Source organism: Alteromonas sp. M12 (assembly GCF_037478005.1).
In the GTDB taxonomy this organism is placed as follows: Bacteria; Pseudomonadota; Gammaproteobacteria; order Enterobacterales; family Alteromonadaceae; genus Aliiglaciecola; species Aliiglaciecola lipolytica_A.
The window spans coordinates 281,106-305,426 of record NZ_CP144164.1 but is presented as its reverse complement, the minus strand read 5'-3'; the positions used below and the strand labels follow the sequence as shown (position 1 = coordinate 305,426).

At 40.0% G+C, this 24,321-nt stretch carries 20 protein-coding genes, 1 tRNA gene and 1 pseudogene; 7 read left to right on the top strand and 15 right to left on the bottom strand.

The genetic code is table 11. From position 1 onward, the window contains the following. The first annotated feature begins 1 nt into the window (after position 1). The 6 genes and pseudogenes from VUI23_RS01260 to VUI23_RS01235 all read left to right on the top strand — a co-directional run. Complete coding sequence (locus tag VUI23_RS01260; protein WP_342806398.1) at positions 2-736, top strand: uroporphyrinogen-III synthase; 735 nt, start codon at positions 2-4, stop codon at positions 734-736. Then, a complete protein-coding gene (locus VUI23_RS01255) occupies positions 737-1,930 on the top strand; it encodes a uroporphyrinogen-III C-methyltransferase (RefSeq protein WP_342806396.1) in 1,194 nt (397 codons plus the stop codon). Beyond that, positions 1,927-3,099: a heme biosynthesis HemY N-terminal domain-containing protein gene (locus tag VUI23_RS01250; protein WP_342806394.1), complete on the top strand. Its 1,173-nt coding sequence runs from the start codon at positions 1,927-1,929 to the stop codon at positions 3,097-3,099. Before VUI23_RS01255 ends, VUI23_RS01250 begins: the two co-directional genes overlap by 4 nt. A gap of 228 nt (positions 3,100-3,327) precedes the next feature. Further along, positions 3,328-3,912 (top strand): TetR/AcrR family transcriptional regulator, encoded by a 585-nt coding sequence (locus tag VUI23_RS01245; protein WP_342806393.1) that lies wholly within the window; start codon positions 3,328-3,330, stop codon positions 3,910-3,912. 258 nt (positions 3,913-4,170) lie between these two features. After that, positions 4,171-4,247, top strand: a tRNA-Arg gene (locus VUI23_RS01240). 366 nt (positions 4,248-4,613) lie between these two features. Then, a pseudogene (locus VUI23_RS01235) lies at positions 4,614-4,796 on the top strand (transposase); the annotation flags it as partial. 538 nt (positions 4,797-5,334) lie between these two features. Here the strand turns inward: VUI23_RS01235 and VUI23_RS01230 are convergent. From VUI23_RS01230 to VUI23_RS01165, 14 genes are all read right to left on the bottom strand, one after another. Then, positions 5,335-6,960 (bottom strand): NAD(P)/FAD-dependent oxidoreductase, encoded by a 1,626-nt coding sequence (locus tag VUI23_RS01230; protein WP_342806391.1) that lies wholly within the window; start codon positions 6,958-6,960, stop codon positions 5,335-5,337. A 251-nt stretch (positions 6,961-7,211) separates the two neighbouring features. Beyond that, the gene (locus VUI23_RS01225; RefSeq protein WP_342806389.1) at positions 7,212-7,814 is read right to left on the bottom strand and encodes a TetR/AcrR family transcriptional regulator; all 603 of its coding nucleotides are present in this window, start codon (positions 7,812-7,814) and stop codon (positions 7,212-7,214) included. Between the two features lie 231 nt (positions 7,815-8,045). Further along, on the bottom strand, positions 8,046-9,620 hold the full coding sequence (gene leuA / locus VUI23_RS01220; RefSeq protein ID WP_342808222.1) for a 2-isopropylmalate synthase: 1,575 nt from the start codon (positions 9,618-9,620) through the stop codon (positions 8,046-8,048). 100 nt (positions 9,621-9,720) lie between these two features. Beyond that, complete coding sequence (locus VUI23_RS01215) at positions 9,721-10,203, bottom strand: hypothetical protein (RefSeq protein WP_342806387.1); 483 nt, start codon at positions 10,201-10,203, stop codon at positions 9,721-9,723. Positions 10,204-10,275: 72 nt separating this feature from the next. Next, on the bottom strand, positions 10,276-11,202 hold the full coding sequence (locus VUI23_RS01210; RefSeq protein WP_342806385.1) for an FAD-binding protein: 927 nt from the start codon (positions 11,200-11,202) through the stop codon (positions 10,276-10,278). Beyond that, on the bottom strand, positions 11,199-11,951 hold the full coding sequence (locus tag VUI23_RS01205) for an electron transfer flavoprotein subunit beta/FixA family protein (protein ID WP_342806383.1): 753 nt from the start codon (positions 11,949-11,951) through the stop codon (positions 11,199-11,201). The genes VUI23_RS01210 and VUI23_RS01205 overlap by 4 nt, the downstream gene beginning before the upstream one ends. 39 nt (positions 11,952-11,990) lie before the next feature. Further along, positions 11,991-13,646 (bottom strand): electron transfer flavoprotein-ubiquinone oxidoreductase, encoded by a 1,656-nt coding sequence (locus VUI23_RS01200; protein ID WP_342808220.1) that lies wholly within the window; start codon positions 13,644-13,646, stop codon positions 11,991-11,993. Positions 13,647-13,730: 84 nt separating this feature from the next. Next, a complete protein-coding gene (locus tag VUI23_RS01195; RefSeq protein WP_342806381.1) occupies positions 13,731-14,963 on the bottom strand; it encodes an FAD/NAD(P)-binding oxidoreductase in 1,233 nt (410 codons plus the stop codon). Between the two features lie 231 nt (positions 14,964-15,194). Further along, the gene (locus tag VUI23_RS01190; RefSeq protein ID WP_342806379.1) at positions 15,195-16,061 is read right to left on the bottom strand and encodes a CoA ester lyase; all 867 of its coding nucleotides are present in this window, start codon (positions 16,059-16,061) and stop codon (positions 15,195-15,197) included. Between the two features lie 30 nt (positions 16,062-16,091). Next, entirely contained in the window at positions 16,092-17,600 is a 1,509-nt protein-coding gene (locus VUI23_RS01185) for a 3-hydroxyacyl-CoA dehydrogenase (protein WP_342806377.1), read from the bottom strand. A gap of 20 nt (positions 17,601-17,620) precedes the next feature. Beyond that, entirely contained in the window at positions 17,621-18,412 is a 792-nt protein-coding gene (locus VUI23_RS01180; protein WP_342806375.1) for an enoyl-CoA hydratase-related protein, read from the bottom strand. A gap of 92 nt (positions 18,413-18,504) precedes the next feature. After that, positions 18,505-20,661, bottom strand: coding sequence for a 3-hydroxyacyl-CoA dehydrogenase NAD-binding domain-containing protein (locus tag VUI23_RS01175; RefSeq protein ID WP_342806373.1), 2,157 nt, complete (start codon positions 20,659-20,661; stop codon positions 18,505-18,507). Between the two features lie 20 nt (positions 20,662-20,681). Next, positions 20,682-21,890, bottom strand: coding sequence for an acetyl-CoA C-acetyltransferase (locus VUI23_RS01170; protein WP_342806371.1), 1,209 nt, complete (start codon positions 21,888-21,890; stop codon positions 20,682-20,684). A gap of 288 nt (positions 21,891-22,178) precedes the next feature. Further along, complete coding sequence (locus tag VUI23_RS01165; protein ID WP_342806369.1) at positions 22,179-22,640, bottom strand: MaoC/PaaZ C-terminal domain-containing protein; 462 nt, start codon at positions 22,638-22,640, stop codon at positions 22,179-22,181. Positions 22,641-22,836: 196 nt separating this feature from the next. On the opposite strand from VUI23_RS01165, the gene VUI23_RS01160 reads away from it, so the two are divergent. After that, positions 22,837-23,424 carry a TetR/AcrR family transcriptional regulator gene (locus VUI23_RS01160; RefSeq protein ID WP_342806367.1) on the top strand — a complete coding sequence of 196 codons (588 nt, stop codon included), beginning with the start codon at positions 22,837-22,839 and terminating at the stop codon, positions 23,422-23,424. 82 nt (positions 23,425-23,506) lie between these two features. Here VUI23_RS01160 and VUI23_RS01155 read toward each other — a convergent pair whose 3' ends face one another. Next, positions 23,507-24,301 carry an SDR family NAD(P)-dependent oxidoreductase gene (locus tag VUI23_RS01155; protein WP_342806365.1) on the bottom strand — a complete coding sequence of 265 codons (795 nt, stop codon included), beginning with the start codon at positions 24,299-24,301 and terminating at the stop codon, positions 23,507-23,509. Between the last annotated feature and the right edge of the window lie 20 nt (positions 24,302-24,321).

Genomic DNA, 24,321 nt, shown 5'->3' with positions numbered 1-24,321 from the left:
AATGTCTATTTTATTGCTGCGGCCAAAAGAAAAATTTGAAAAAAGTACCCGTTACTTGCAACAACAAGGTATTAGAACCGTTGGTGTAGGACTGATAGAAATAGACATCAATCAGGATAATCTACAGCAATTTGCGCAAACTATTTTAGCCATGGATGCACAGCAAATTAGCCGTAGTAAGTGCATATTTGTCAGCACGCACGCTGCCGAAATCGTTATTGAAGGTGTCAAAGATTGGCCCTCTGAACTCGCTGTTTTTGCGGTAGGTCCAAGCACTGGTGAGCGTTTAACACAGTTAACCGAGCAAGTAATTGTGCCTGACATGGCCTGTTCAGAAGGCTTATTGTCGCTACCACAATTGCAAAATTTATCGAGCCACAAAGTATTTCTGCTAAAAGGTGTTGGCGGCCGCAAAATGTTACCCTCAGAACTGCAACAACGAGGGGCTGAGGTGGAACATATCAACCTCTATAATCGTTTGCCATGTGTAAATTATTCGCAAACAGAAGCTTGGCAGCAGCAAGACATTCAATGTATTGTGGCTACAAGTGGCGAAATTATCCAAGCAGCATGGGACAAATTTGACCAAAATTGGTTAAAATCTACACCTTGGATTATGGTTAGTCAGCGTCTTGCCGATTATGCAACTAAACTAGGTATACAACAGGTATATCTCAGTGCTGGTGCAAGTGACGAGCAATTAAAAGACGCAATCAATCAATTTTTGGAGCGCTAAATGACGGAAAAAGACAAAATCACCGCCCTCGAAGAGGAAATGAAAGCCTTGGAAATCGAGAATGCGTCCTACGTCGAAGTAAAGGAACAGCCGAAGCCCAAAGCTAAAGTTGAAACAAAAAGCGAAAAACCGCCATTTACGCCCAAATCTAAGAACACTCCAGGCAAAGATGCGCCAGCTAAAGGTAAATCGAAAACTGGATTTTTATGGTTTGTCACATTAATTAATTTGCTTTGCCTCTTAGCTATTGCAGCTGCCGGTTATTGGTTTTGGCAACAATGGAATAGTACGTTAAATAATGAAAATGCAACTTTGACGGCGCAAAGTGAAACTATTTCAGAGCAAGGTCGAACAATTGACCAATTAGCTCGTCAGTTAGGTACTCAACAAACAGAGTTTGAAGAGTCCATCGCCAAGCAAAACGAATTAACTAACCAAGCATTGACCCAAGCGCAAGCCAATAGTAAAAATCTTGCAGACGTATCAGGCCGTCGTCCAGCTGATTGGTTATTAGCAGAAGCAGATTATTTGGTACGAATGGCCGGTCGAAAACTTTGGTTGGAAAATGATGTCCGCACTGCCGTGGCTATGCTGCAAGCAGCAGATAGCCGATTACAAGATTTAGCGGATCCGTCTTTACTACCAGTAAGACAATTTATTGCCAGCGATATTCAAAACCTTCAACAGATCAATCAGGTTTCATTAACCTCTATCGCTTTGTCGTTATCAGGCATGGTGCAACAAGTTAATAACCTCCCCTTGTCGCTACCAGAAGTGGAAGTGAAGGGATTTGAGCCAGAAGAACTCACGGGAATGGCAAGAGTTTGGGCCTATATTGAGAGCAACTTTAAATATCAAGCCAATGAAGGACCAGTTGAACCCTTACTATCACAACAACAACAGTGGCTAGCCAAAGAGCAGTTACGTTTTGCATTAATGCAAGCGCAAACGGCAATAATGAAAGAGCAAGACACTCTGTTTAAACAAAGTTTACAACGGGCGATAGGATTAATTGTTCAGCATTATGATCTTGAAACCACTGAAGTGGCAGGCATGTTAGACGCGTTACGTAATCTCGAAGAAACGGAAGTCGCGCGTAAATATCCTCAGCAACTTGATGCCGCAAAACCATTGCAAGATATCCTAGAAAACCGAATGAGCAACGCATTCTCAAACGGGAAGTTTGAACTATGAAAAAAATCATTCTGCTGTTAATTATCATCGGCCTCATTATCGTAGGTTTGTACGCAGGCCCAAGTCTAATTAATTACCAAGGGTATTTTCTAATCGCCCTTGAAAGTGGTACTTATCAGGTTTCCATTTTCGGCTTTGTGGTTTTAGTTGTTAGCTTGTTTTTTGTGACTTGGTTATCCATCATTCTGATTAAAAAGCTCATCGATATCTTAGCAGGCTCACAAGACTGGTTGTTCGGATTTAGCAGCAGACGTAAACAAAAAGCTTTCACCAACGGCTTAATTTCACTTGCAGAAGGAAACTTTTTAGAAGCCAAAAAATCCCTAAACAAAATACGTAACGAAGATTTTGACGGCATTAACTTATTAGCTTTGGCCGAAGTGGAAGCGCAGCTTAATAACAAAGTTGATGCTCGAGAGTTATGGTATGAAGCAGCAGAAAAAGACAAAACTGCTTTAGCCGCAAATCTATGCCTTATCCGTGATTTGGTCTTAGAAAATCAGGGTGAGCAAGCACTTACACACATCAATGAAGCCTCAGAAAAGATCCAACGAGATCCAAATATCATTAAATTGTGGGCCAGAGCACTAGAGCAAACTGGGAAATTTACGGTATTAAAAGAGCACGTTAAAAAGTGGAAAAAACCACTTGGAGAGGAATACGATTACTGGTTATTAAAAGCATCAAAAGGTGAATATGCAGAAATTGCCAGCAAAGAAGGTGCATTAAAATTGAAGGAAAAATGGCAATCTTTACCTAGAGGCGTTCGCAAAGAATCCGGCCAAGTTGCAGCTTATTCTCAACAATTAATTGATCAAGAGATGTATGAAGAAGCACAAACAATTTTAGTGAATAGCCAGAAAAGTGGTCCAATACCGGTACTGTATAATCTCTATCGACAGCTCAAAAATACCCAAACAAATGGTGCAATTAAACAGCTAGAAGGGTGGCTTAAAAAGGACGATTCCAATGTTGATATACTCTCAACTCTAGGACAACTTGCGTATAATTCTGGCGATTATATGCTTGCCGAAAAGGCCCTTTCCAAGGCCATTAAGCTTGCAAATGAACGTCGCGATGTGTTGCTTTTAGCGCAAATCAAAGAGGCGCAAAAAGACAATATTCACGCCTTAGAACTTTACAAACAAACCGTTTTAAGCGCTGATTAAGGACACCGAAAAAGCGCCTTATCAATTTTTATATCAATCACTACAATAATCGATTTTAAAACCTTATAGATTATTGTAGTGATGATTACATTAAATCCCCTAACACCCCGTCACTTGCTTGTACGACATTTATAAAAAACCCTCCCTATTTATCTCGAAAGCCTTGTAAAATAGCTTTTTGTAGCGTTTAATACAATTAATATTCCTAGCAATTAGCTAATTTATGTAATGAATGATACAAATAGTTCCTCGACACGAGGCAGGCCGAGAAAACTAGATACCAACGAAGGCCTAAAAAGAGCCCTAACACTCTTTCAAAGGTACGGATTTGAAAATGTATCAGTAGCCGAATTGTGCTCAACATTAAATGCAACCGCTACTTCTATTTATGCTACCTATGGAAATAAAGAGTCACTTTTTCTACGCGCCTTAGCACTGTATAAAAATCAGTTTTTAGGAAAACTTGAACAGACCCTAAAAGAATCAGAAAGCCCCAGTGAAATGTTCAGGAATTGCCTTGAAATGAGTTTAGAATTTTACCTAAACGACAATCATAGATCCGGCTGTTTAATTCTGCAAGGAAACCTCTTTTGTCGAAATAAAATTTTGCTAGAAGAAATCGCTAAACAGCAAATAGAAATACAAACAAATATAAAAATCCGTTTACAAAAATTGGAATCCGAAAACCCTGAAGAACTAGCCGATGTTTTAATGACCCTCATGCGCGGCATTGCCCTGTCTGTAAAATCTGAATCCGACGAAGACAAGCTTTATACTACTTTGGAATTTTTCTGTACCGCGTTTGATTGTTAGGATATTTAAAATAGAAAGAACAAAAACAAAAATTAATTTAAAAAAATGAGGCCTAAATTTCCATCGTATTCACAAGATGTCGATAACCGAATCTAACCAGAAGTTTTTATCTAAGTTAGTTGGTAATCACTATTATTTTTATAGATTAAAAATCAACCTCAGCCCGATAATTCCGCAAAAAATGCCTAGGATTAAGGATAATTGAAAATAACAGTGGAAAATTCCTAGGTTTTCATTAAGATCACGCCTGCTTCCAGCGCACCCGTAGCTCAGCTGGATAGAGCGCTGCCCTCCGGAGGCAGAGGTCGTGAGTTCGAATCTCGCCGGGTGCGCCATTTTTAAAGGCCTTTTAATTGTAGTGCTCACTAACTAAAAAATTCTGTGACCAGATTGTGACCAAAATTAACTAATACAAAAAGCCCATTACTCCAATTCAGCTTTTTGAACATGACTAATTTTAGTGGCTTGACTCAACTTATAAACCACTCTCACACCACCCTTTGCTGTTTACTCTTCTTTAAATTCAAACAACTCAGTTGCCAACATAAAACTATTTAATGTTTTATGTCCCTAAGTCTCGCGTAAAACTGTAATGCTCTAATTATCAAAATACGTCGTTGGAGGTATGATATCTAAAACCAACGAGATAAAAATGAAGAAATACACAGCCGAATGTAAACCAGAATGTGTTGAGTTGTTCACAACAAGCTGCCGAAGCTATGGGAGTGGGGTATTCCACCTTGCAGAAATGGGTGCATCAGTATCGCGAAGAACAAAAAGGGATTACACCTAAAGCGTCAGCTATCACTAATGAGCAAAAACGAATTCGAGAGTTAGAAAAACAAGTTAAACAGTTGGAAAGTGATAATAACCTTTTAAAAAAACCTTTGGCCATAATCACAATAGAAATCAACAAAGGGCGCAAGACGCGCTAGAATTGAAGAAGGCTGGATTTAATGTACAGCATATCTGTCGATGCTTAAATGTACCTCACAGCTCGTTTTATTTTCATGCTAAACCAAAGCGAATTAAATCGGCCGAGATTCGCTTAGAGGTTACGGGAAAGTATGTTCATAATTAGATGGACGCCACTTACGGCTGTCGAAGAATGATGATAGAAGTTAATCATCAACGTTATGTAGTAGGCCGTTATAAAGTACGACGATCGATGCGAAAATTTAAATTGATAGAGAAATGCCCTCGGTTACATCGTTATCCAGATGCGGGAAAGGCATCTATCATTGCCCCTAACTATTTAAATAGACAGGTTTGCTCATTACTAAAATGACATTAACACAAGGTGAGATTGGCTTTACTTACTACTGATAAATACCACACACCTAAACACGATATTCGTTTGGAAAATCAGGTTATAACACTTCCAATCTCGTGTTATAACCATAAATGATTAATTAATTTTAGTTACTTCTCGTTTTTAATAAATGCCAAAGCAGCGTTGCGTCCTGGCATACCCGAAATCCCTGCACTAGGATGTGTTCCCGAACCACTTAAATATAACCCAGGTATTGGTGTTTTGTAATCAGCCATCCCTGACATTGGACGTCCAGGCCCAAATCTAGTCAAATACGGCTCAACATGATAAACACTGCCATCAATGGCAAAAAAGCGCTTCTCGATATCTGGTGGAGCTAAAGGCCGTCGTGCTATTTCCAAATCTTCAATACCTTCATATATGATAGCTGCATCGGCAACTGTTTTGTTAGTGATCTCATCTCGCACTGAATCCCAGTCAGCTTTTGGTTGGGATGGTATCAACCCCGACCAAAACCAATAAGTATCACATCCTTTAGGTGCCATGCTGGGGTCAAATGCTGTAGTAATTTGTGATAAACCACCTATTTGTTCAGGTACTTCACCTTGAATACAAGCATCATATGCATCTAATGCTTGTTGATACGTCTGCCACTGTAGTGTTGGTAAACGCATGTCTTCACTCCACCCACGTTGTTTACGCCAATTAATATGACGGGTTGGCGATATTTGTCCTTTTAGAGCTATATTAAGTTTATAGTCTCCCAAACCGCGTTGATTTGTTGGAATGCGCTTAGCTCGAGTCTGTAATTTATCAGATAAAAGCCCTTCTGGTAGCATGTGATTAAGCACCATTTTGGGACTAAATGCCGTGATTACCCCCTTGCTAGCAAATATTTCATCACCATTTTGTAGTCTCACACCTTTTATCGCACCATCCCTAGCAATCATCTCAGCGATTGGCGCCCCGGTTTTGATTTCTCCTCCATAATATTTAAGGCAGCGTATTAGCGCACGGGGAAAAGCACCAGTTCCCCCTTCAAACATTGAGATCCCTTTACTTTGTAGAGCTGCTAAATAAACTACAGCAAAACCTGAAGTATCGACTTTAAAATCCATAAAAGGCAAAGGCGTTAAACAAGCAGCACGCACTATGTCAGCTTCAAAAAGCTCTTCAACTAAACCTGCATGTGAATTGCTGACCATGTTAATAATTGGTTTTAAATGTTTGAAGTGTTTAAGTGTCTGTCCAGCAGCTTTCATGATAGCGGAAAAGCTAGGTTTTACAGGACTTGTTAACATCATTGGCATTGCAATCTTAAACGCCGCATCGATTACTTCAGACATTTCTAACCAAGTTTTTGCATCTTTAGGGGAAAAGTATTTAATCTCTTCTGCTGTTTTTAGTGGATCATTCCACATTGCAAAAGATTCATTTTCAGTAGGAGAAGCCAACTGAATGTGACAAGGATCGATTTGTCTTTGACGTAAACCAAACTTGGTCGATAACTCTAATTCATCATCAATAGGAGAGAGTCTAAATAATGAAGCATGTATTGATGCTTCATTGATAATGTGTTCAGGCGCCTCTGGTGTCATCGGATTAGTTGCCGTCATTCCTCCAGGCGTGTCATGAGCTTCTAAAACTAAAACTTTAAGACCTTTTTTAGCCAAGTAGGCTGCCGAAGTTAGTCCGTTGTGACCCGCACCAGCAACTATCACGTCAAACGTTTTGCCTTCCAAATTAGTATTGTTATAACTAGTAAAATCGAACATTTTAACCCTCTAAATCGGTTACTAATATTTAAAAATATTTCAATGATTTTTATTATATAACGTTCGATATACAAATCAATGTAAAATGACAATATTTAACAATTTTTTAGCATTTAAGTAATGATGGTCACAATTAAGATTGATAATTTTATTAATTGCAGTTTATAAAAAAGCTAAACTGTGGAGGTGTTCCAAAGTTCATATTAAAAAGAGTTTTAAGGCGCGGAATAGTTTTTGTTAAATAATAATAGCTAGGTCACTTTTATCGCATTGATTACCGCTTCAGTCAGCATTGAGCGTTTTTCTGAGGGAGTTATTTCAGCGTATTGATAACCTGTAAGAAACTTTGAAACGGGGCTCATAGTGAAAAAGCCGAGGACTAACGAAAATAAAACTATAGGTCCAATACCGTCACCACAGCCCTCTTTATATTCATTGAGTAAATCGCGTAAAACAAGATGAACTTTTTGGAGTGCAATGTTAACTAGAAACTCATGGTTTTTTTCGCCGTCTTCCATTAAGTTGCGTTGTGACAGCCTTAAAAAATCAGAGTTGTTTTCAAATAGATCAATGAGGCTCGCGATGAATTTACGCAATTTGACTTCAGGCTCAATGTCCTCATGAGCAACATCCATTAAGAGAGTAGAATATTTACCATACATTTCTGTTTCAACGGCTTTATACAGCTCATCTTTATTTCCGAAGTGATGATAAATTGTTGGCAGTGTAAAATTTGACTCTTTAGCAATCTGACGCATTGACACCCCCTCGAAGCCTAACCTTGCAAACAATTTGGTTGATACGTCTAGAATTACTTTTTTGCCGCTAACACTATTTTCCCGTTTTGTCGCCATCTATGTCTCTCTGGTTACTATTTTAGTTGAGGTTTCCGTATTAATTTAGCACATTGATTAGCGCTTTGTAGACTAGAATTATTTATTCTCTGATTACCCATTTACAAAAAATAAACCGACAGATGGCCTCTTTGTAGAATACCCAAATAAGTCATGGCTAGATAAAGCAAAGAACATAGCGCTTCATCCCTTCATTATTTTTCTTCCTAGTTAGAAGAACAACTTGTCAGACTAAACCTTTTTGTCAATATTAACGACTTTGATACTATTTAGTTGTTTATGTTGATCTATTTGATCCGCCATATGTGTATTATTCAGCACATAGATTAACGCTTTTACGCCAGCCTCAACAATATCTGTAGCCAAGCCTATACCATTAAATCGCCTTTGGTTATATTCAACTACAACACTAACCTGAGCCAAGGCATCAGACCCTTCTCCCTTTGAATCTAGTTTGAAATCAACCACCTCAAGCCCATCAATCCCTGTAGCTGAAATTATCGCATTGAACGCAGCGTTTACCGGTCCATTACCTACTTCTGTTGCAGTTTTTAATGTATCACCCACTTCCACTTGAATCGTTGCAGTAGGAATGATGTTTGCTCCTGAGTTAGCTTGCAAATACACCAATGAATAATATGCTTGTTGATGTTTTTGTTGATCAAAAAACACCAATGCTTCTAAGTCATAATCAAACACCTGACCTTTTTTGTCTGCTAAAGCCAAAAAGTTAGAATAGAGTACTTCCAAATCGTAATCGTTTGGCATGTACCCCAGTTCCTTCATTCTATGTTGAATAACATGACGGCCTGAACGAGAGGTCATATTCAAATGATTTTTACTAATACCAACACTTTCTGGCGTCATAATTTCATAGGTATCTTTAGATTTCAAAACACCATCTTGATGAATACCTGAAGAATGACTAAACGCGTTTGCACCAACAATTGCTTTATTTCCTTGCACGGGCATATTGCATAATTGACTAATTAATTTCGAAGTTCGATAGATTTCATTGCTGTTGATACCGGTTTCAAAATTTAACAAAGACTGTCTTGTTTGCAGAATCATTGCGACTTCTTCAAGTGAACAGTTTCCCGCTCTTTCGCCTAAACCATTTATTGTGCATTCTATTTGGCGGGCACCTTGTTGAACTGCAGATAAGGAATTAGCCACCGCAAGCCCCAAATCATTATGACAATGGACTGAGATTACCGCTTTATCGATATTAGGAACGCGATTAAAAAGTGTTTGGATAATGCCTCCAAATTCACTTGGAATAGTATAGCCAACTGTATCAGGTATATTTATTGTAGTGGCCCCAGCAGTAATTGCAGATTCAACCATTCGACATAAGTAATCAATATCTGTTCGCCCAGCATCTTCGCAAGAAAACTCAACATCATCTGTATATCGGCGAGCACGCTTTACTGCTTTGACGGCCATATCCAATACATCTTGTTGCGTTTTTTTAAGTTTGGCATTTACATGAATGTCTGAAGTGGCAATAAACGTATGAATACGAAAATGTTCAGCGACTTTTAGCGACTCGCCACAAGCGTCTATATCTTCATATAAAGAACGAGCCAATCCACATACAGTTGCATTTTTGATGTTACGAGCAATTTCTTGAACCGATTTAAAATCACCCGGTGAGGATACCGGGAACCCTGCTTCGATAATATCAACACCAAGTCGTTCGAGAGCAAATGCTATTTGCAATTTTTCTTTATTGGTTAAACTTGCCAACAAGGCTTGCTCACCATCTCGTAAAGTAGTATCGAAAATCAAAATACGGTCGTTCATCATGCTATTCTCTTGATCACAAAGTAAGTTTCATATTGAAACGAATGTCTGCTAATGTCAACGCCATTAAGCGTTTAAAACAGTTAAAACTTCTTCCTATTCACGGTGCCCTGAATAATACTGTTTCAGTGAATTCAAGAACTAAATCATCACGCTGGTTCATCACTTTATGCAATAGGTTTACGACAGTAAATCCACTACGTGTGACGGCTTTAATGACTCCTTCCCCTTCTACATGAATAGTATCTCCGACAAATACTGAGCCCTTTATTTGAGCATCAACATTAGTCATACCAGCAAACTTACCTACCGGGTGATCACCTAATACTCGATCAACTATTGCCATCATTTGGGTAGAAACTAAGCCCATCCCAAGGGAGATTAATAATGGCCCTGGTGCAAATCGTGACTTATTAGCACCTTCCATATTGTCGTTTATAAACTCCATATCAATAAAATAAGGCTCATGTAAGCCAACTAGGTTAACAAAGTTGACGATATCAGTTTCCGTAATAGTCCGTGCATGACTTTTAAAATGATAAGGTTCATAATTTGGTTTTTCTATTTCATTTGCTGTAGACATATCTCACTCGCTTTTTTTAACTTACACTCGTTGTAATCGCGCTTTTAAGAGCACACTGATAATTTCTATTGGTTATATTTTTGCTTGCAGTTCTGGCAATACTTCAAATAAATCGCCAACTAAACCATAGTCTGCAATTTGAAATATTGGAGCTTCAGGATCTTTATTGATTGCAACTATGAATTTCGAGTCTTTCATTCCAGCTAAATGCTGGATAGCGCCTGAAATGCCAACGGCAATATACAAATCTGGGGCGACAACCTTTCCAGTTTGCCCAACTTGCATATCATTCGGTACGAAACCAGCATCTACAGCAGCTCTAGAAGCGCCTATGGCCGCCCCTAGTTTGTCTGCAATTCCTTCTAACAATGTGAAGTTTTCGCCATTTTGCATTCCGCGCCCACCGGAAATGACTACTGCAGCGGTTCCTAAATCAGGTCGCTCAGAAACACTAATTTCATCTGCAACGAAACGAGACAAACTGTTTGCATGAATACTTGAAATACTTTCAACTTCCACACTATTACTTTGTTGAGCGCCCTCAAATGCGGAGGTACGAATAGTCAATATCTTAACCGAATCGTTAGATTGTACCGTTGCAATTGCATTTCCTGCATATATTGGCCTAACAAAGGTATCAGAAGATTCAATTCGTATAACATCGGAAATTTGCGCAACATCGATTAAAGCTGCAACTCTTGGCATAACGTTTTTACCAGTTGAACTAGTAGCAGCCAATATATGTTTGTAATTACTACTGAGTTCTACAATCAAATTCGCTAAATTTTCGGCTAGTTGGTGCTGATAGACTGGATTGTCAGCGATTAAAACCTTAGTCACACCTTGTATTTCACTTGCTCGTTTTGCAACCATCGAGCAGTCTAGACCAGCGACTAGCAGGTGGATTTCGTCCCCTAAGCTTACCGCTGCCGAGACTAATTTCATTGTTTCAGTTTTTAACTGCTTATTGTCATGTTCCGCTACAATTAATACGCTCATGAGATTACCTTTGCTTCATTTTTTAATTTTTCGACTAATTCTGCAACGTCCGCAACCAATATTCCGCCCGCTCGTTGGGGTGGAGTTTCAACTTTTAGTATGCTTACTTTTGATGTTAGATCGAGACCAAAGTCATTCGCTTGAATCACCTCAAGTGGTTTACGTTTGGCTTTCATTATGTTTGGTAGTGAAGCATAACGTGGCTCATTTAAACGCAAATCGGTGGTAACTATGGCGGGCAAGGTAAGCGCTAATTTTTGCAATCCACCATCAATTTCACGAGTTAACAATAGTTCATTACCTTCGATACTAACTTCTGAGGCAAAGGTACCCTGAGGCAGACCAGCTAAGGCAGCCAACATCTGGCCAGTTTGATTATTATCAGAATCAATCGCCTGTTTACCTAAAATAGTCAGACTTGGCTGCTCTTTGTCTATCAACTTGTTTAGCAACTTAGCGACGTTGAGGGAATCCAATTGGCTGTCAGCCTCTATTTGTATACCTCGGTCTGCGCCTAGCGCGAGTGCCGTGCGAATTTGTTCTTGACAACTTTTGTCGCCAATCGAAACGACTACGACTTCAGTTGCAATTCCCTTTTCTTTGAGACGTATTGCTTCTTCAACAGCAATTTCACAAAAGGGATTAATTGACATTTTAACGTTACTTAAATCCACGCCACTATTGTCATTTTTGACACGTGCTTTGACGTTATAGTCAATTACACGTTTTACCGCTACCAGTACTTTCATAGAGTTAAACCTTTGTATTTATTGTTGGCAAATATCGATTTACATATTGGGATAATTAGGTCCCCCGCTCCCTTCAGGCGTTATCCACGTGATATTTTGAGCAGGGTCCTTGATGTCACAAGTTTTACAGTGCAAGCAGTTTTGTCCATTAACTTGCAATTTGGCTGCTTGCTCCGTGCCTATCACCTCATACACACCAGCTGGGCAATATCGCTGAGCAGGTTCAGCGTAAATTGGGAGATTGTGATTAATTGGAATTGATTCATCTTGTAAGGTTAAATGACAAGGTTGATCCTCTTCATGATTTGTATTCGATAGAAATACAGAACTGAGAATATCAAAACTAACTACGCCGTCTGCTTTAGGGTAAGTAATTTTTTGACTAGATTTTGCTGGTAGTAATTGTGCATAGTCTGGCTTTCTATCGTGCAAAGTAAAAGGTAGTTTTCCAGCGAAAATATTCTGGTCAATAAAATTAAATGCCCCTCCCAAGTATGCACCAAACTTATGCATTGACGGTCCGAAGTTACGAGCACTGTATAACTCTTTAAACAACCATGATTTCCTAAAGGCTTCTTCAAAACTATGGAGCTGATTATCGTCTTTTGCATTTTCATTTAATGCAGTAAAAATACTTTCAGCCGCCAACATACCCGACTTCATTGCTGTATGGGTGCCTTTGATTTTGGCAAAGTTTAAGGTTCCAGCGTTACAACCAGTAATAATGCCACCAGGAAAGGTCATTTTAGGAAGTGAATTAAATCCGCCTTTAGCAATAGCCCGAGCTCCGTAAGAGACACGAGTTCCGCCAACCAAATATTGCTTTAGTTTCGGGTGCTGTTTAAGTCGTTGAAATTCTTGAAAAGGACTTAAATAAGGGTTGCTGTAATTTAAATCTACTATCAGACCAACCACTAGCTGACAATTGTCTGTATGATATAAAAAGAATCCGCCACTATTACCTTCGTCCAGAGGCCATCCTGAGCCATGTATAACCAAACCAGGTTGATGAAGTTTAGGATCAATATCCCATAACTCTTTAAGTCCTAACCCATAATGTTGCGGATCTGAATTAGCATCTAAATCGAATTTGTGAATTAGTTGCTTGCCAAGATGGCCGCGGCACCCTTCAGAAAATACGGTATATTTCCCATGCAACTCCATCCCCTCAGTGTAACTACTTTTTGCTTGGCCTTTATGGTCTACCCCCATGTCCTGGGTGGCGACACCTTTGACACTATTGTCTTCATGATACAGAATTTCAGCAGCTGGGAACCCCGGGAAAATATCAACACCTAGTTGTTCAGCTTGCTCTGCTAGCCAGCGGCAAACTTCTCCCAAACTGACCAGATAATTACCGCTTTTTCCGCTTCCTTTATTACGATTGTGCATCGTTTTGGGGATCAGGCAATTAGGTATTTTCAGCGCAGAATCGCTATCTTTTAGTAAATAGACTTGGTCTTCTTCAGCTTTTAAGTTTAACGGCGCTCCACGTTCTTTCCAATCCGGAAACAATTCATCTAGCGCTTTACTTTCAATAATAGCGCCGGAGAGAATATGCGCGCCGACTTCCGAGCCTTTTTCTACAACACAAACGGAGAGAGCATGATTGCTTTGCTGTGCCAGTTGCATCAATCGACATGCAGTTGCTAACCCAGAAGGTCCAGCTCCAACGATTACGACATCATATTCCATCGACTCACGCATGTGCCGTTTACTCCTCATAGTCCAACATCAATCAGTTCTTGTTCTTCAGTTATCTATATAGCCACAAACGGCCTACATTAAACTTTTCAAATCCACGGTTTCATCTGCTAGCTTTGATTTATCAACGGCTTTTTTTGAAAGCAAAAGACGTTTTCCAACCATAAATGCTACCGGCATATTTACAGCATCAACGGCGATAAATTTATCCCCTTCAAAATAAAAAGCTGCAAATTGTCGGCCTTTAGCGATATCGCCTCTGATTACAATATTGTCGAAGCCTTGAGATAGTCCAGCTATTTGCAATTTTAAGTTATATTGATCTGACCAGAACCAGGGAATTTCATTGTAGGTAAGTTTTTGACCACAGATTGCAGCGCCTGCAACACGTGCCTGTCCAGTAGCATTTTGCACCGACTCCAATCGTAACCAGCGCTCATAGGTTGGATTAAAATGCCATGTACAGTCACCGGCAGCAACGATATCCGGATTAGATGTGGTCGCAAATTCATCGACGACTATGCCGCCCTGCTCAACGTTAAGTCCTGCCTCCGCAGCTAATTCAAGATTAGGAAGAATACCAGCCCCTATAATCACTAAATCCGCAGGAAATAACTGGCCATCTTGACTTCGCACAGCAGTGACGGCTTTATCACCTTCGATCTGATTGATTGCCGTATCTGTAACAATTTTGACGCCTTCCTCGGTATGTATACGACTGTAAAAATCAGAAATTTGCTCGCCGGTAACCCTTTGTAATATGCGCGACATCATTTCAATCACTGTCACTTCCATGCCCATCTTACGCAGAGCCGAAGCTGTCTCAAGACCAATATATCCGCCGCCAACAATAACGGCTTTTTTACCCGCTAGTGCGTACGGACGAATATTTTCTATATCGTCGATGGTGCGCAAATAAAAAACGCCAGCCTTTTCAGATCCGTTAATAGGTACTTTTCTAACCCGCGCTCCTAATGTTAAAGCCAGTTTGTCAAATGCTATGGTTTCGCCACTATCGAGTGACAATGTTTTGTTTTGCTGGTCAATTTTAGTAACCCAAGTATTCAGCCTAAATTTAATATTGAGTTTTTCGTACGCAGCTGCAGATTTCAGCAAAATATTATCTACGCTTTTTTGACCAGCGAGAAAATCCTTGGAAAGAGGTGGACGGTGATAAGGCAAAAAAGCCTCATTTCCGATAACCAAAACTTCACCTTCCCAGCCATGCTTTCTGACGCTCTCTGCTAATTGAGCACCAGCGTGACTAGCACCAATAACAATACAAACTTTTCCTGTTGATTCTGACATTACTTACCTCTTCAGCTATACATATCGATAGGACTTTAATAGCTACCAAACACTTATTATAGTCCGTCTCGCCGGTCTATAATAAATTTAACACACCTTAATTAGTTTCGCAACGAAACTTAGGTGGGTATTTTCAGCCAAATTAACATGACCACATTAGACAAAAAGAGGAACACGCAAGGCTTTGTTATCGACAAACAAAATAATGGAAGGAAGACCGCGAAAATACATTTAACTGTTAATAGTTTCCAGCAGTCTTTTAGCGCGAGCATAGACGGGGGCATCAATCATTTGTCCTTTGTACGCTATCGCGGCAGAGCCATTTTTTTGCGCATTCTCAAAATTGGAGACTATAGCAACAGCATCTTGTATTTCTTCAGCGCTAGGGGAAAACTCTTGATTTATAATTTTCACTTGTGTTGGATGAATGCAACAAGCACCGCGAAACCCCATATCACGAGATAGTTTTATGGTTTCTCTAAACCCTTCAACATCGGCAAAATTTGCAATCGAGTCAGGGAAACCGAAAGCTCGAATGCCGGCGCTATATGCTGCAAATATAATCTGTTGGCATGGGGCATATAAAGTAGCTCTATTTGGTTTCGCGCCAACCACGGTAGAAAAATCTTCAGTGCCGAGGCTTAACCCCACCAACCTTGCTGAAGCAGCTGCGATAGAGTGCGCTTTATCTAGCGCTGAAGGTGATTCAATAAAGGCTAATAATTTTGTTGAGCCAATTGTTAACCCCTTTTCCATTTCTAATTCGGTGACTATCTCGTCTATAATCTTTATGTGCTCTTCGCTACTTGCTTTGGGGACGATTATGCATTGCACATTTTTACCGATACTCGTTTCTAAATCACGTACAGCAAGCCGCCATTCAGAGTTGATTCGTACCATCACCACTAACCCTTGATTGGCTATCTCTGCGCTTGCCCCTTGGATACATTCACGCGCGGATATCTTTTGGTCTACTGCAATACTATCCTCAAGGTCAAGAATTATCGCATCAGCTCCAGTTTTATGGGCTTTAGCCACAAAATCACTTTTAGTAGCGGGCATAAACAATGCTGATTTAATGCTATCTAGTTCTTTCACAAAATCTCCTTAGCGAAACCACAAGGTCCTCTAATCTTCCGTCAGTAACGATACGTTTAATTGTGCTCTGCGGCGCAACCACATACTAGTTCGATAGCGCGGATCTCTCGTTACCTCAAATAAACCATCTAGAATTTTGACGATATTTTGGGTTCCGACTTTATCTCCCCAGCTTAAGGGGCCATGGGGGTAACCTAAACCAAATTTAACGGCGATATCAATGTCAGTAACACTAGCAACGCCTCGCTGTGCAATATTTGAAGCTATATTAATAATTACAGCTAGCACTCTTTGGCTAATGAACCCGGGACTGTCCTTTATAACTGTTACACTGTGACCACTTCTTACTAAGGATGCATGAATATTTGCTATGTATTCTGGCTGCACAATCATAGTCGACATAATAGTGCGGCGTTTCGACTCCTTAAATAACGGATCTATCGCTACCACCCGAGTAGCGTCAAGCCCTTTGTCTTCACAGACCTGACTAACATCCTTTCCCCAAGGTTGAATGACCAGAATACTATCCTGCTTAGCTTCAGTTACAACCGAGATTCCAGCTTCGCTGAAAAGATCTCTCAAATCGGCGTATTCATCCGCATCGGGGTCAATCCAAATGCTTAACGACTCTGAAAGAACAGGCAGACTAGATAGTTTATCTTCGACCTTTTTGCCATCTTCATATTGATACCAACCTTCACCAGTTTTACGCCCAAGCAAATTAGCGGCAATTCTCGGAGGAACTAGAGTAGATGGACGAAACATAGCTTCTTGTTGGAATTGTTGGTAGATGGATTCCATTACCTTACCAGAAACATCTAGACCAGTAAGATCAAGCAACTCAAACGGGCCCATTTTAAAACCGCAAGCTTCTCGTAATACTTGATCAATATCCGCCACTGAGGCTACTTGCTCTTCAAGGATGCGCAGTCCTTCCGTATATAGTCCTCGCCCAGCATGATTGACTAGGAAACCGGGTTGGTCTTTTGCAAGAACGGCAACATGACCAACACTATTTATCAAATTTTGAGCTGTTATCAGGGTATTTTCTGATGTACGCACCGACGATATGATTTCAACTAGTTTCATTAGCGGGACTGGATTGAAGAAGTGCATTCCTACTACACGATTAGGTAAAGTACAGGCAGCTGATATATCAGCAATTAATAATGACGATGTATTGCTGGCTAATATACAGTTTGCACTAACAACTTCTTCTAATTGTTGAAATACGCTGCGCTTTATATCAATGTTTTCAACTATAGCTTCAATAACAATATCGCAAACGGCGAGGTCTTTGATATGCTCTGCATGATTCAGATTGTTTTTTGCAATGGTTGCTGTGCTTTGTTCTATTCGCCCTTTGTTGGCTAATTTATCAATCATTTGCAATATTGAAGACATTGCACTTAAGACAGCTTCCTGCGCACTATCGTAAAGGTGCACTTGATGACCATTTTGAGCAAACAACTGAACAATGCCGCGCCCCATAGTCCCAGCACCAATAACACCAACAACTTGCTTCTTTTCGTTTACCATTTCACGTCCTAAGAATTCGATTATTTTCCGCTATATTCGGGTTTACGCTTTTCTAGAAAAGCAGTCATACCCTCTGTTTTATCTTTTGTATCAAAGAGTAAAAGAAATTCTCTATTCTCAATTGCAATCGCAGCACCGAGATCTATATCAGCACCAATTGCCAAGGTACGTTTGATAGCTAACATCGCTTTAGGTGGCATTTTGGTGATCCGTTTAGCCAATTTTTGAGCTCGATGAATGGTCTCTCCATTAGCAACAACATCACTAACAAGTCCTGCTTGAAGGGCTCTTTGTGCATCTAAAATTTCACCGCACAAAAGCATCATACTGGCGATAGGCTTACCTACAGCTCGAATTAACCGTTGAGTACCACCAGCACCGGGCATAATGCCTACATTCGCTTCAGGCTGACCGAAGCGAGCACTTTGATCAGCGATAACAATATCTGACATCATAACTAGTTCACACCCGGCACCAAGAGCATAGCCACTTACTGCGGAAATTACCGGTTTGGGGCAGTTAACTAATGGTTCCCAATATTGTCCTAAATTAAGCTCAGCTACTTCTTGAGCCCCCTTGGAAACCAGCATATTTAAATCCGCGCCGGCTGCAAAAACGTCATCTCCACCGGTTACTAACAAACACAATATGCTGTTATCTTCATTCAGTTCTTTTACTGCCTCAGCAATAGCTTTTCGCATCGTCAAGTCGAGAGCATTTCTCTTTTCAGGACGATTTAAGATAATGGTACCAACCCCCCCCTGCTTTTCGATTATTACAGCAGGAGTGGTTTTTTCGCTTGATTCACCCATTTTTTACTCATCAGTAGTTGTTTCGATAAAAATATTGTTTGTTGACCAATGCGTGACAACAGCCAGCATTAGTCAACTTAGCAACACAATAATTAAGCTACAGATTTTGCGAGAATATTATCTAGCGAGTCGTCTAATGAGAATCTAGAACCATATTTGGCTTCTAGATCTAAGCGCCGTTTTTCGAAACTCTCTTTCCCGCCAAACCAATCAATAAACTGAATTACCCCACCAGTATGAGCTGGGAATCCCCAACCAAAAATCGACCCGATATTGGCATCACGGGATGACATTAGTACACCGCGATCAATGCAACCTAAGGTTTCCACAACCTGACGGAACATGATTCTGTCCTTAATGTCATCTAATGGCATCTCAGAGTCGCCACCGAACTTATCTTTAAGTTCTGTCCAAAGTGTTTTACTACCATCTTCATGATAGTCGTACCAACCTTTACCGCAGGCTCTTCCAGAACGTCCCAACTCACACATCTCTATTGCACATGATTGCAATTTGGAGTGGGTATCATAAAAGTTGTCACCCAATTTAAGATCCAACTCTTGATTGGTCACACCCACTTTACGCATTAGTTCTATTTCGACTTCATCCATTACCGATAATGGACCTACTGGCATACCTACTTGTTTAGAAATATTTTCAAGGACCGCTGGATTTACCCCTTCGGTTAGCATATGCAAACCTTCATCAACGAAACAGCCAAACACCCTAGATGTATAAAAACCTCGACCATCATTAACGACTATAGGCGTTTTGCGAATTTGGGTAACGTAATCGTATACATAAGCTAAAGTTTCTTCACTGCTTTGCTTACCTGAAATAATTTCCACTAAATTCATCTTATCTACTGGTGAGAAGAAGTGAACACCTATAAACCTAGACGGATCACTGAAGCCTTCTGCAAGTAAACTTATCGGTAGTGTTGATGTATTAGACCCCCAAATACAGCCAGGTTTTAGGAAAGGCTCAATATCTTTGGTTAACTGGATTTTCAGATCTAGATTTTCAAAAACCGCCTCAATAATGAGATCACAATCACTCAAATCTTGATTGTCAGCAGTAGGTAAAATCCTCTCTAAAATCTGCTGTTTTTGCTGTTCAGTTTTGCGCCCTTTTGCTACCAGTTTATCTAATAACTTTTGTGAATATTCCTTACCTTTTTCGGCATTTTCGACTGAGATATCTTTAAGCACGACCTCAATTCCCGATAGTGCCGAAGCATAGGCGATTCCTCGTCCCATCATCCCGGCTCCCAAAATACCCACTTTCTTGATAGTATTTTTTTCACATTGAGCGGGACGGCTTTTTCCTGCGGCAATTTCGTTCATTTGGAAATAGAGTGTTTTGATTAAGGACGTAGATTCTGGGCTTTGTAATAATTCAGAAAAATAACGTGATTCAACCATCATGGCGGAATCGTATCCACACATTGTACTTTCAGACATGACTGCAATAATGGCTTCAGGAGCAGGTAACAAACCTTTTGTTTTTTTACGCAACATAGCCGGCGATGCAGCTAACATCATTGCATTGTGTGGCTTGAACGCATCTCCTCCAGGTATTTTATAACCCTTTTTAAACCAAGGTTGCTGTGCTTCTGGATTGGCTAATATCCATTTTTTTGCTTGTTCGATCATCTGTTCTGAGGTTTCTGCCAGTTCATCTATTAGGCCCAAATCCAGAGCAGCTTTAGCCGAGTAACGCTTGCCTTCTACCAAAGCAGGGAAAGATGATTGAAGACCAAGCATTCTTACGGTCCTTACAATACCGCCAGCAGCAGGTAATAGACCTAAGGATACTTCTGGAAAACCAACAGTGACAGAAGGAGCATTCAATGCGACTCTGTGATGACAGGCCAAACAAATCTCAAATCCACCACCCATAGCCGCACCATTAATTGCAGCAACTACTGGTACGCCTAATTTTTCAAGGTCGTTTAGCTGACTTTTGAGTTTTAAATTTAACTCGAAAGCTTTATCCCAACTTTTTTCTTCTTTGCTCTTTAATATAGTGTTGATGTCACCACCGGCAAAAAATGTTTTTTTAGCGGAAGTTATGATGATCCCTTTGATATTAGTTAAATCGCTTTTTATGGCGTTTAGGGTTTCGTCCATATAGATAAGGTAATCATCATTCATGGTATTCGCTGTTTGACCCGGCATATCCATAGTAACAATAGCGAACCCACTATCGTCTAATTCATATTTAAACCCTGAATTGACATTCGACATATTCTTTTACTCCAAAATTCTTATGAGATTCGTTCAATGATAGTGGCAACACCCATGCCAGCGCCTATGCACAAGGTACACAATCCATAGCGCTTATTTCTGCGCTCAAGTTCATCGAGTACGGTACCTACTAGCATTCCACCGGTTGCACCAAGTGGATGGCCCATGGCAATAGCTCCACCATTTACATTTACCTTTTCAGCAGGCACACCTGTTTCTTTCATAAAACGCATCACTACAGAAGCAAAGGCTTCATTTACTTCAAATAAATCAATATCATCAATGGTTAACCCCGCCTTTTTTAACACTTTAAAAGTAGCTGGAGCAGGGCCGGTAAGCATTATCATTGGTTCTGTGGAAACATTCGCCATAGCCACAATACGGCCTCGAGCTTTCAACCCGAGTTCCTTGCCAACAGCTTCATTTCCAATTAGCACTGCGCTAGCGCCGTCCACTATTCCCGACGAATTCCCTGGGGTATGCACGTGATTTATATTGCTAACTTGAGGGTAACGAGTCATGGCCATCGCGTCGAAACCCATGTCCCCCATTTTTTCAAATGCAGGTTTAAGTTTGCCTAAAACTTCTAAAGTTGTATCAGGCTTAATGAAACTGTCTTCACTTAAAATTGTGCGACCATGCATATCCAGAACGGGGACCACGCTTTTAAAATAACCTGCTTTTTGCGCGGCGGATGCACGTTGTTGCGATTGCAATGCGAAGTTATCGACATCTGCGCGGCTGTAACCATCAAGAGTTGCAATTAAATCGGCGCCAATTCCTTGAGGGAGGTAGTTTGTTTTAATATTAATCTGCGGATCAGAAACCCAGGCACTACCACCACTGCCAATGGCAACGTGTGACATAGACTCAACGCCACCAGCTACGACCAAATCCTCAACACCTGCAATAACTTTCATAGCTGCTAGGTTGACAGCTTCTAACCCAGAACCACAATAACGGTCCAGTTGAAAACCGGAAACAGAATCTGGCCAACCAGCCATCATTGCTGCTGTTTTTCCTATGGCTCCGCCTTGTTCAGCGAAAGGTCCTGTGCACCCTAATATTACGTCACCGACTTTACTAACATTAAGGTCATTACGCTGTTCTATCGAACGCAAAACTCCGGCAGCAAGTTCAACAGGCTTAACCTCATCAAGGGCCTCATTCGCCTTACCTTTGGCCCGAGGGGTACGAATAGCATCGTAAATAAGAGCATCAGTTGTCATATAGATTTACCTTAACTTTTCAGTATTTTTGAGAAATTTTGCAGCTATTAATTTCATTAGCGCTATTTCTAATGAAGATGAAATGTTCTTCATTGATATTAAATTCAAGTCATTCTTTAGCCTTCAACTTTATAATAGTCCGACGCGGCGGTCAACTCTAAAGTTAAATGATATTTACAATTTTGTAATTAATTAAACGGCTTTAGAATCGAGTAAGTTAACAGTTTGTAATAGCGAAATTCACTGCTACTTAATTTATGTCATTGGCCTATTTGACATGACTGTCACTTAGCAAGACGATGGCTTCTTTAAAAATAAGATAGTTGTTTCAAAGCTCAAAACCATTTCAGCTTCCCCCCGATATACCTCCACACTAAACGACACCCAACCTCGATCTTTCTTTAGACGATGGGGAAAGGTCTTTCTTACAAATAAATTCACCTTTAACTTATCGTTTGGAACGACCGGGGCGTACATATTTATTTTATCAACGCCTCTACCAGCCACCAATTTACTGCGACAAAATAAGTTATCGCAAATCAATTTATGGGCCATAGCGGTAGTATGAAGGCCACTTGCACAGAATACCCCTAAAGGCGATTTTTGGGCATGAATAGGATCGATATGATGGGGTAATGGATCATACTTTTGAGCGAAGTCGATAATTTCATTCTCAGTGACTTTGCAATCACCAAATTCAAAAACTTCATTCTCAATAAAGTTTTCCCAATAAACAGTTTTATTTTCCAAAATAGTCTAGACTCCAAAAAATTTGAAGTCCATAATAGTCCGACCAGTCGTTCAATTGCAATACTCATTTGAGTAGCTAACGTTGATCAAATATTGTTTAGTGATATCATCGAATCAATATAACTGCATTAAAAATTCTAACCCGAATTTCAATTAATCGTGAGTAAGAAACATACATAAACAGGAGTAACGCTGTATGCCGAGAGTAAAATCGGATAGCTACGACACTAAACGCGAACTTATCATGGATCAAGCGGCTCAATTATTTTCTGATTCGGGTTATCCGAGCGCTCGTATGATGGATATCGCCAAAGCCTGCGACGCTTCAAAATCAATGCTCTATCATTACTTTCCTAAAAAAGAAAATATTCTTTACGCCATCCTAATAGAACATATGGAAGAGGTAATAAGTGAAATAAATGGTTTAGTAACCGGTAACTACGATGCGGCTTCTTTGATTGGTAAATTTGTAAATTTGTTCGTACAAAAAACAGCTAAGGCTCGAGCTCGACATTTAACGGCCATGATGGACGTAAAGTATTTACCAGAAGAACAGCAATCAGATGTTATTGCGTTAGAACGTGAAATCGTAAAACTAGCCGGTAATATATTGAGGTTAGCCAATCCTAAACTACCTGATAGAGAATATAATCTTTATGCGCTAATGCTGATAGGCACGATCAATAGTATGGATTTGTGGAGAAACCCTGAAGGACGATATACTGCTGAAGAAATGGCGGATATTTACACTAACATATTCGCCAACGGCTTTATGAATATTTAGGAAACAGTTAACTATTCGATATTCAAATCACAGAGCTAACGCTAGGGTTAACTCTGTGCTCGTTTGAATCATTACTATTTGTTTACTTAGTTTTCTGGTGTACAAACCAAGAAATAAAACGCATAGGTAAATGACGCAAAAAGAATGCCTGAATGGATAAAAATGTACTGGGGACAACAATCATTTTATTTTTTTGTAGACCAGCGTAACCAGCCTTTGCAACTATGTCAGGTGTTAACATAAAAGCAGATACAAATTTGGTGATTCCTGAAGCCGACTTATGCCCATCTTGCGCTGTTTGTAAAAACGCAGTTTTAGTCGTCCCAGGACACAGACAGCTCACGTTGACACCATACTCTCCTAATTCCCTTGCTAAACTAACGCTAAAGGCCAATGTAAAAGCTTTGGTTGCGCTATAAGCAGAGAAAAATGGCGATGGTGAAAATGCAACTAACGAAGCTACATTTAGTATGCTTCCATGGCCCCTGAGTTTCATATTCTTACCAAACATATGACTTAACTTAGTTAATAGCATATTATTTACTATTAACATCTTTTCTATTCTCCCAAGATCAAGCTCTACATGCTCACCTAGTAACCCAAATCCTACATTATTAACCAAGACATCAACTTCTAGACCTTCGTCGTTACACCATTTAAAAACAGCTTCAGCAGCATTTTGTTGAGACAAATCCATTTGCAGAGGCCTATATTCAACCAATGGAAATTTATTTTTTAACTCTTCGCCTAAGTTGTCTAATGACTCTTTAAGCAAGTCAACAACGATAATCCGGTAACCATCACGAGCGAAAAGTTTAGTTAATTCTCCTCCAATTCCACCTGCACCGCCTGTTATTAATAACGTTTTTGTCGCCATATACTATTCAATCCTAATAA

Bases quoted from the DNA above. Each gene is read 5' to 3' on its own strand.
- VUI23_RS01260 (WP_342806398.1), top strand. From the start codon at position 2: ATGTCTATTTTATTGCTGCGGCCAAAAGAAAAATTTGAAAAAAGTACC.
- VUI23_RS01255 (WP_342806396.1), top strand. From the start codon at position 737: ATGACGGAAAAAGACAAAATCACCGCCCTCGAAGAGGAAATGAAAGCC.
- VUI23_RS01250 (WP_342806394.1), top strand. From the start codon at position 1,927: ATGAAAAAAATCATTCTGCTGTTAATTATCATCGGCCTCATTATCGTA.
- VUI23_RS01245 (WP_342806393.1), top strand. From the start codon at position 3,328: ATGAATGATACAAATAGTTCCTCGACACGAGGCAGGCCGAGAAAACTA.
- VUI23_RS01230 (WP_342806391.1), bottom strand. From the start codon at position 6,960: ATGTTCGATTTTACTAGTTATAACAATACTAATTTGGAAGGCAAAACG.
- VUI23_RS01225 (WP_342806389.1), bottom strand. From the start codon at position 7,814: ATGGCGACAAAACGGGAAAATAGTGTTAGCGGCAAAAAAGTAATTCTA.
- leuA (WP_342808222.1), bottom strand. From the start codon at position 9,620: ATGAACGACCGTATTTTGATTTTCGATACTACTTTACGAGATGGTGAG.
- VUI23_RS01215 (WP_342806387.1), bottom strand. From the start codon at position 10,203: ATGTCTACAGCAAATGAAATAGAAAAACCAAATTATGAACCTTATCAT.
- VUI23_RS01210 (WP_342806385.1), bottom strand. From the start codon at position 11,202: ATGAGCGTATTAATTGTAGCGGAACATGACAATAAGCAGTTAAAAACT.
- VUI23_RS01205 (WP_342806383.1), bottom strand. From the start codon at position 11,951: ATGAAAGTACTGGTAGCGGTAAAACGTGTAATTGACTATAACGTCAAA.
- VUI23_RS01200 (WP_342808220.1), bottom strand. From the start codon at position 13,646: ATGGAATATGATGTCGTAATCGTTGGAGCTGGACCTTCTGGGTTAGCA.
- VUI23_RS01195 (WP_342806381.1), bottom strand. From the start codon at position 14,963: ATGTCAGAATCAACAGGAAAAGTTTGTATTGTTATTGGTGCTAGTCAC.
- VUI23_RS01185 (WP_342806377.1), bottom strand. From the start codon at position 17,600: ATGGTAAACGAAAAGAAGCAAGTTGTTGGTGTTATTGGTGCTGGGACT.
- VUI23_RS01180 (WP_342806375.1), bottom strand. From the start codon at position 18,412: ATGGGTGAATCAAGCGAAAAAACCACTCCTGCTGTAATAATCGAAAAG.
- VUI23_RS01175 (WP_342806373.1), bottom strand. From the start codon at position 20,661: ATGTCGAATGTCAATTCAGGGTTTAAATATGAATTAGACGATAGTGGG.
- VUI23_RS01170 (WP_342806371.1), bottom strand. From the start codon at position 21,890: ATGACAACTGATGCTCTTATTTACGATGCTATTCGTACCCCTCGGGCC.
- VUI23_RS01160 (WP_342806367.1), top strand. From the start codon at position 22,837: ATGCCGAGAGTAAAATCGGATAGCTACGACACTAAACGCGAACTTATC.
- VUI23_RS01155 (WP_342806365.1), bottom strand. From the start codon at position 24,301: ATGGCGACAAAAACGTTATTAATAACAGGCGGTGCAGGTGGAATTGGA.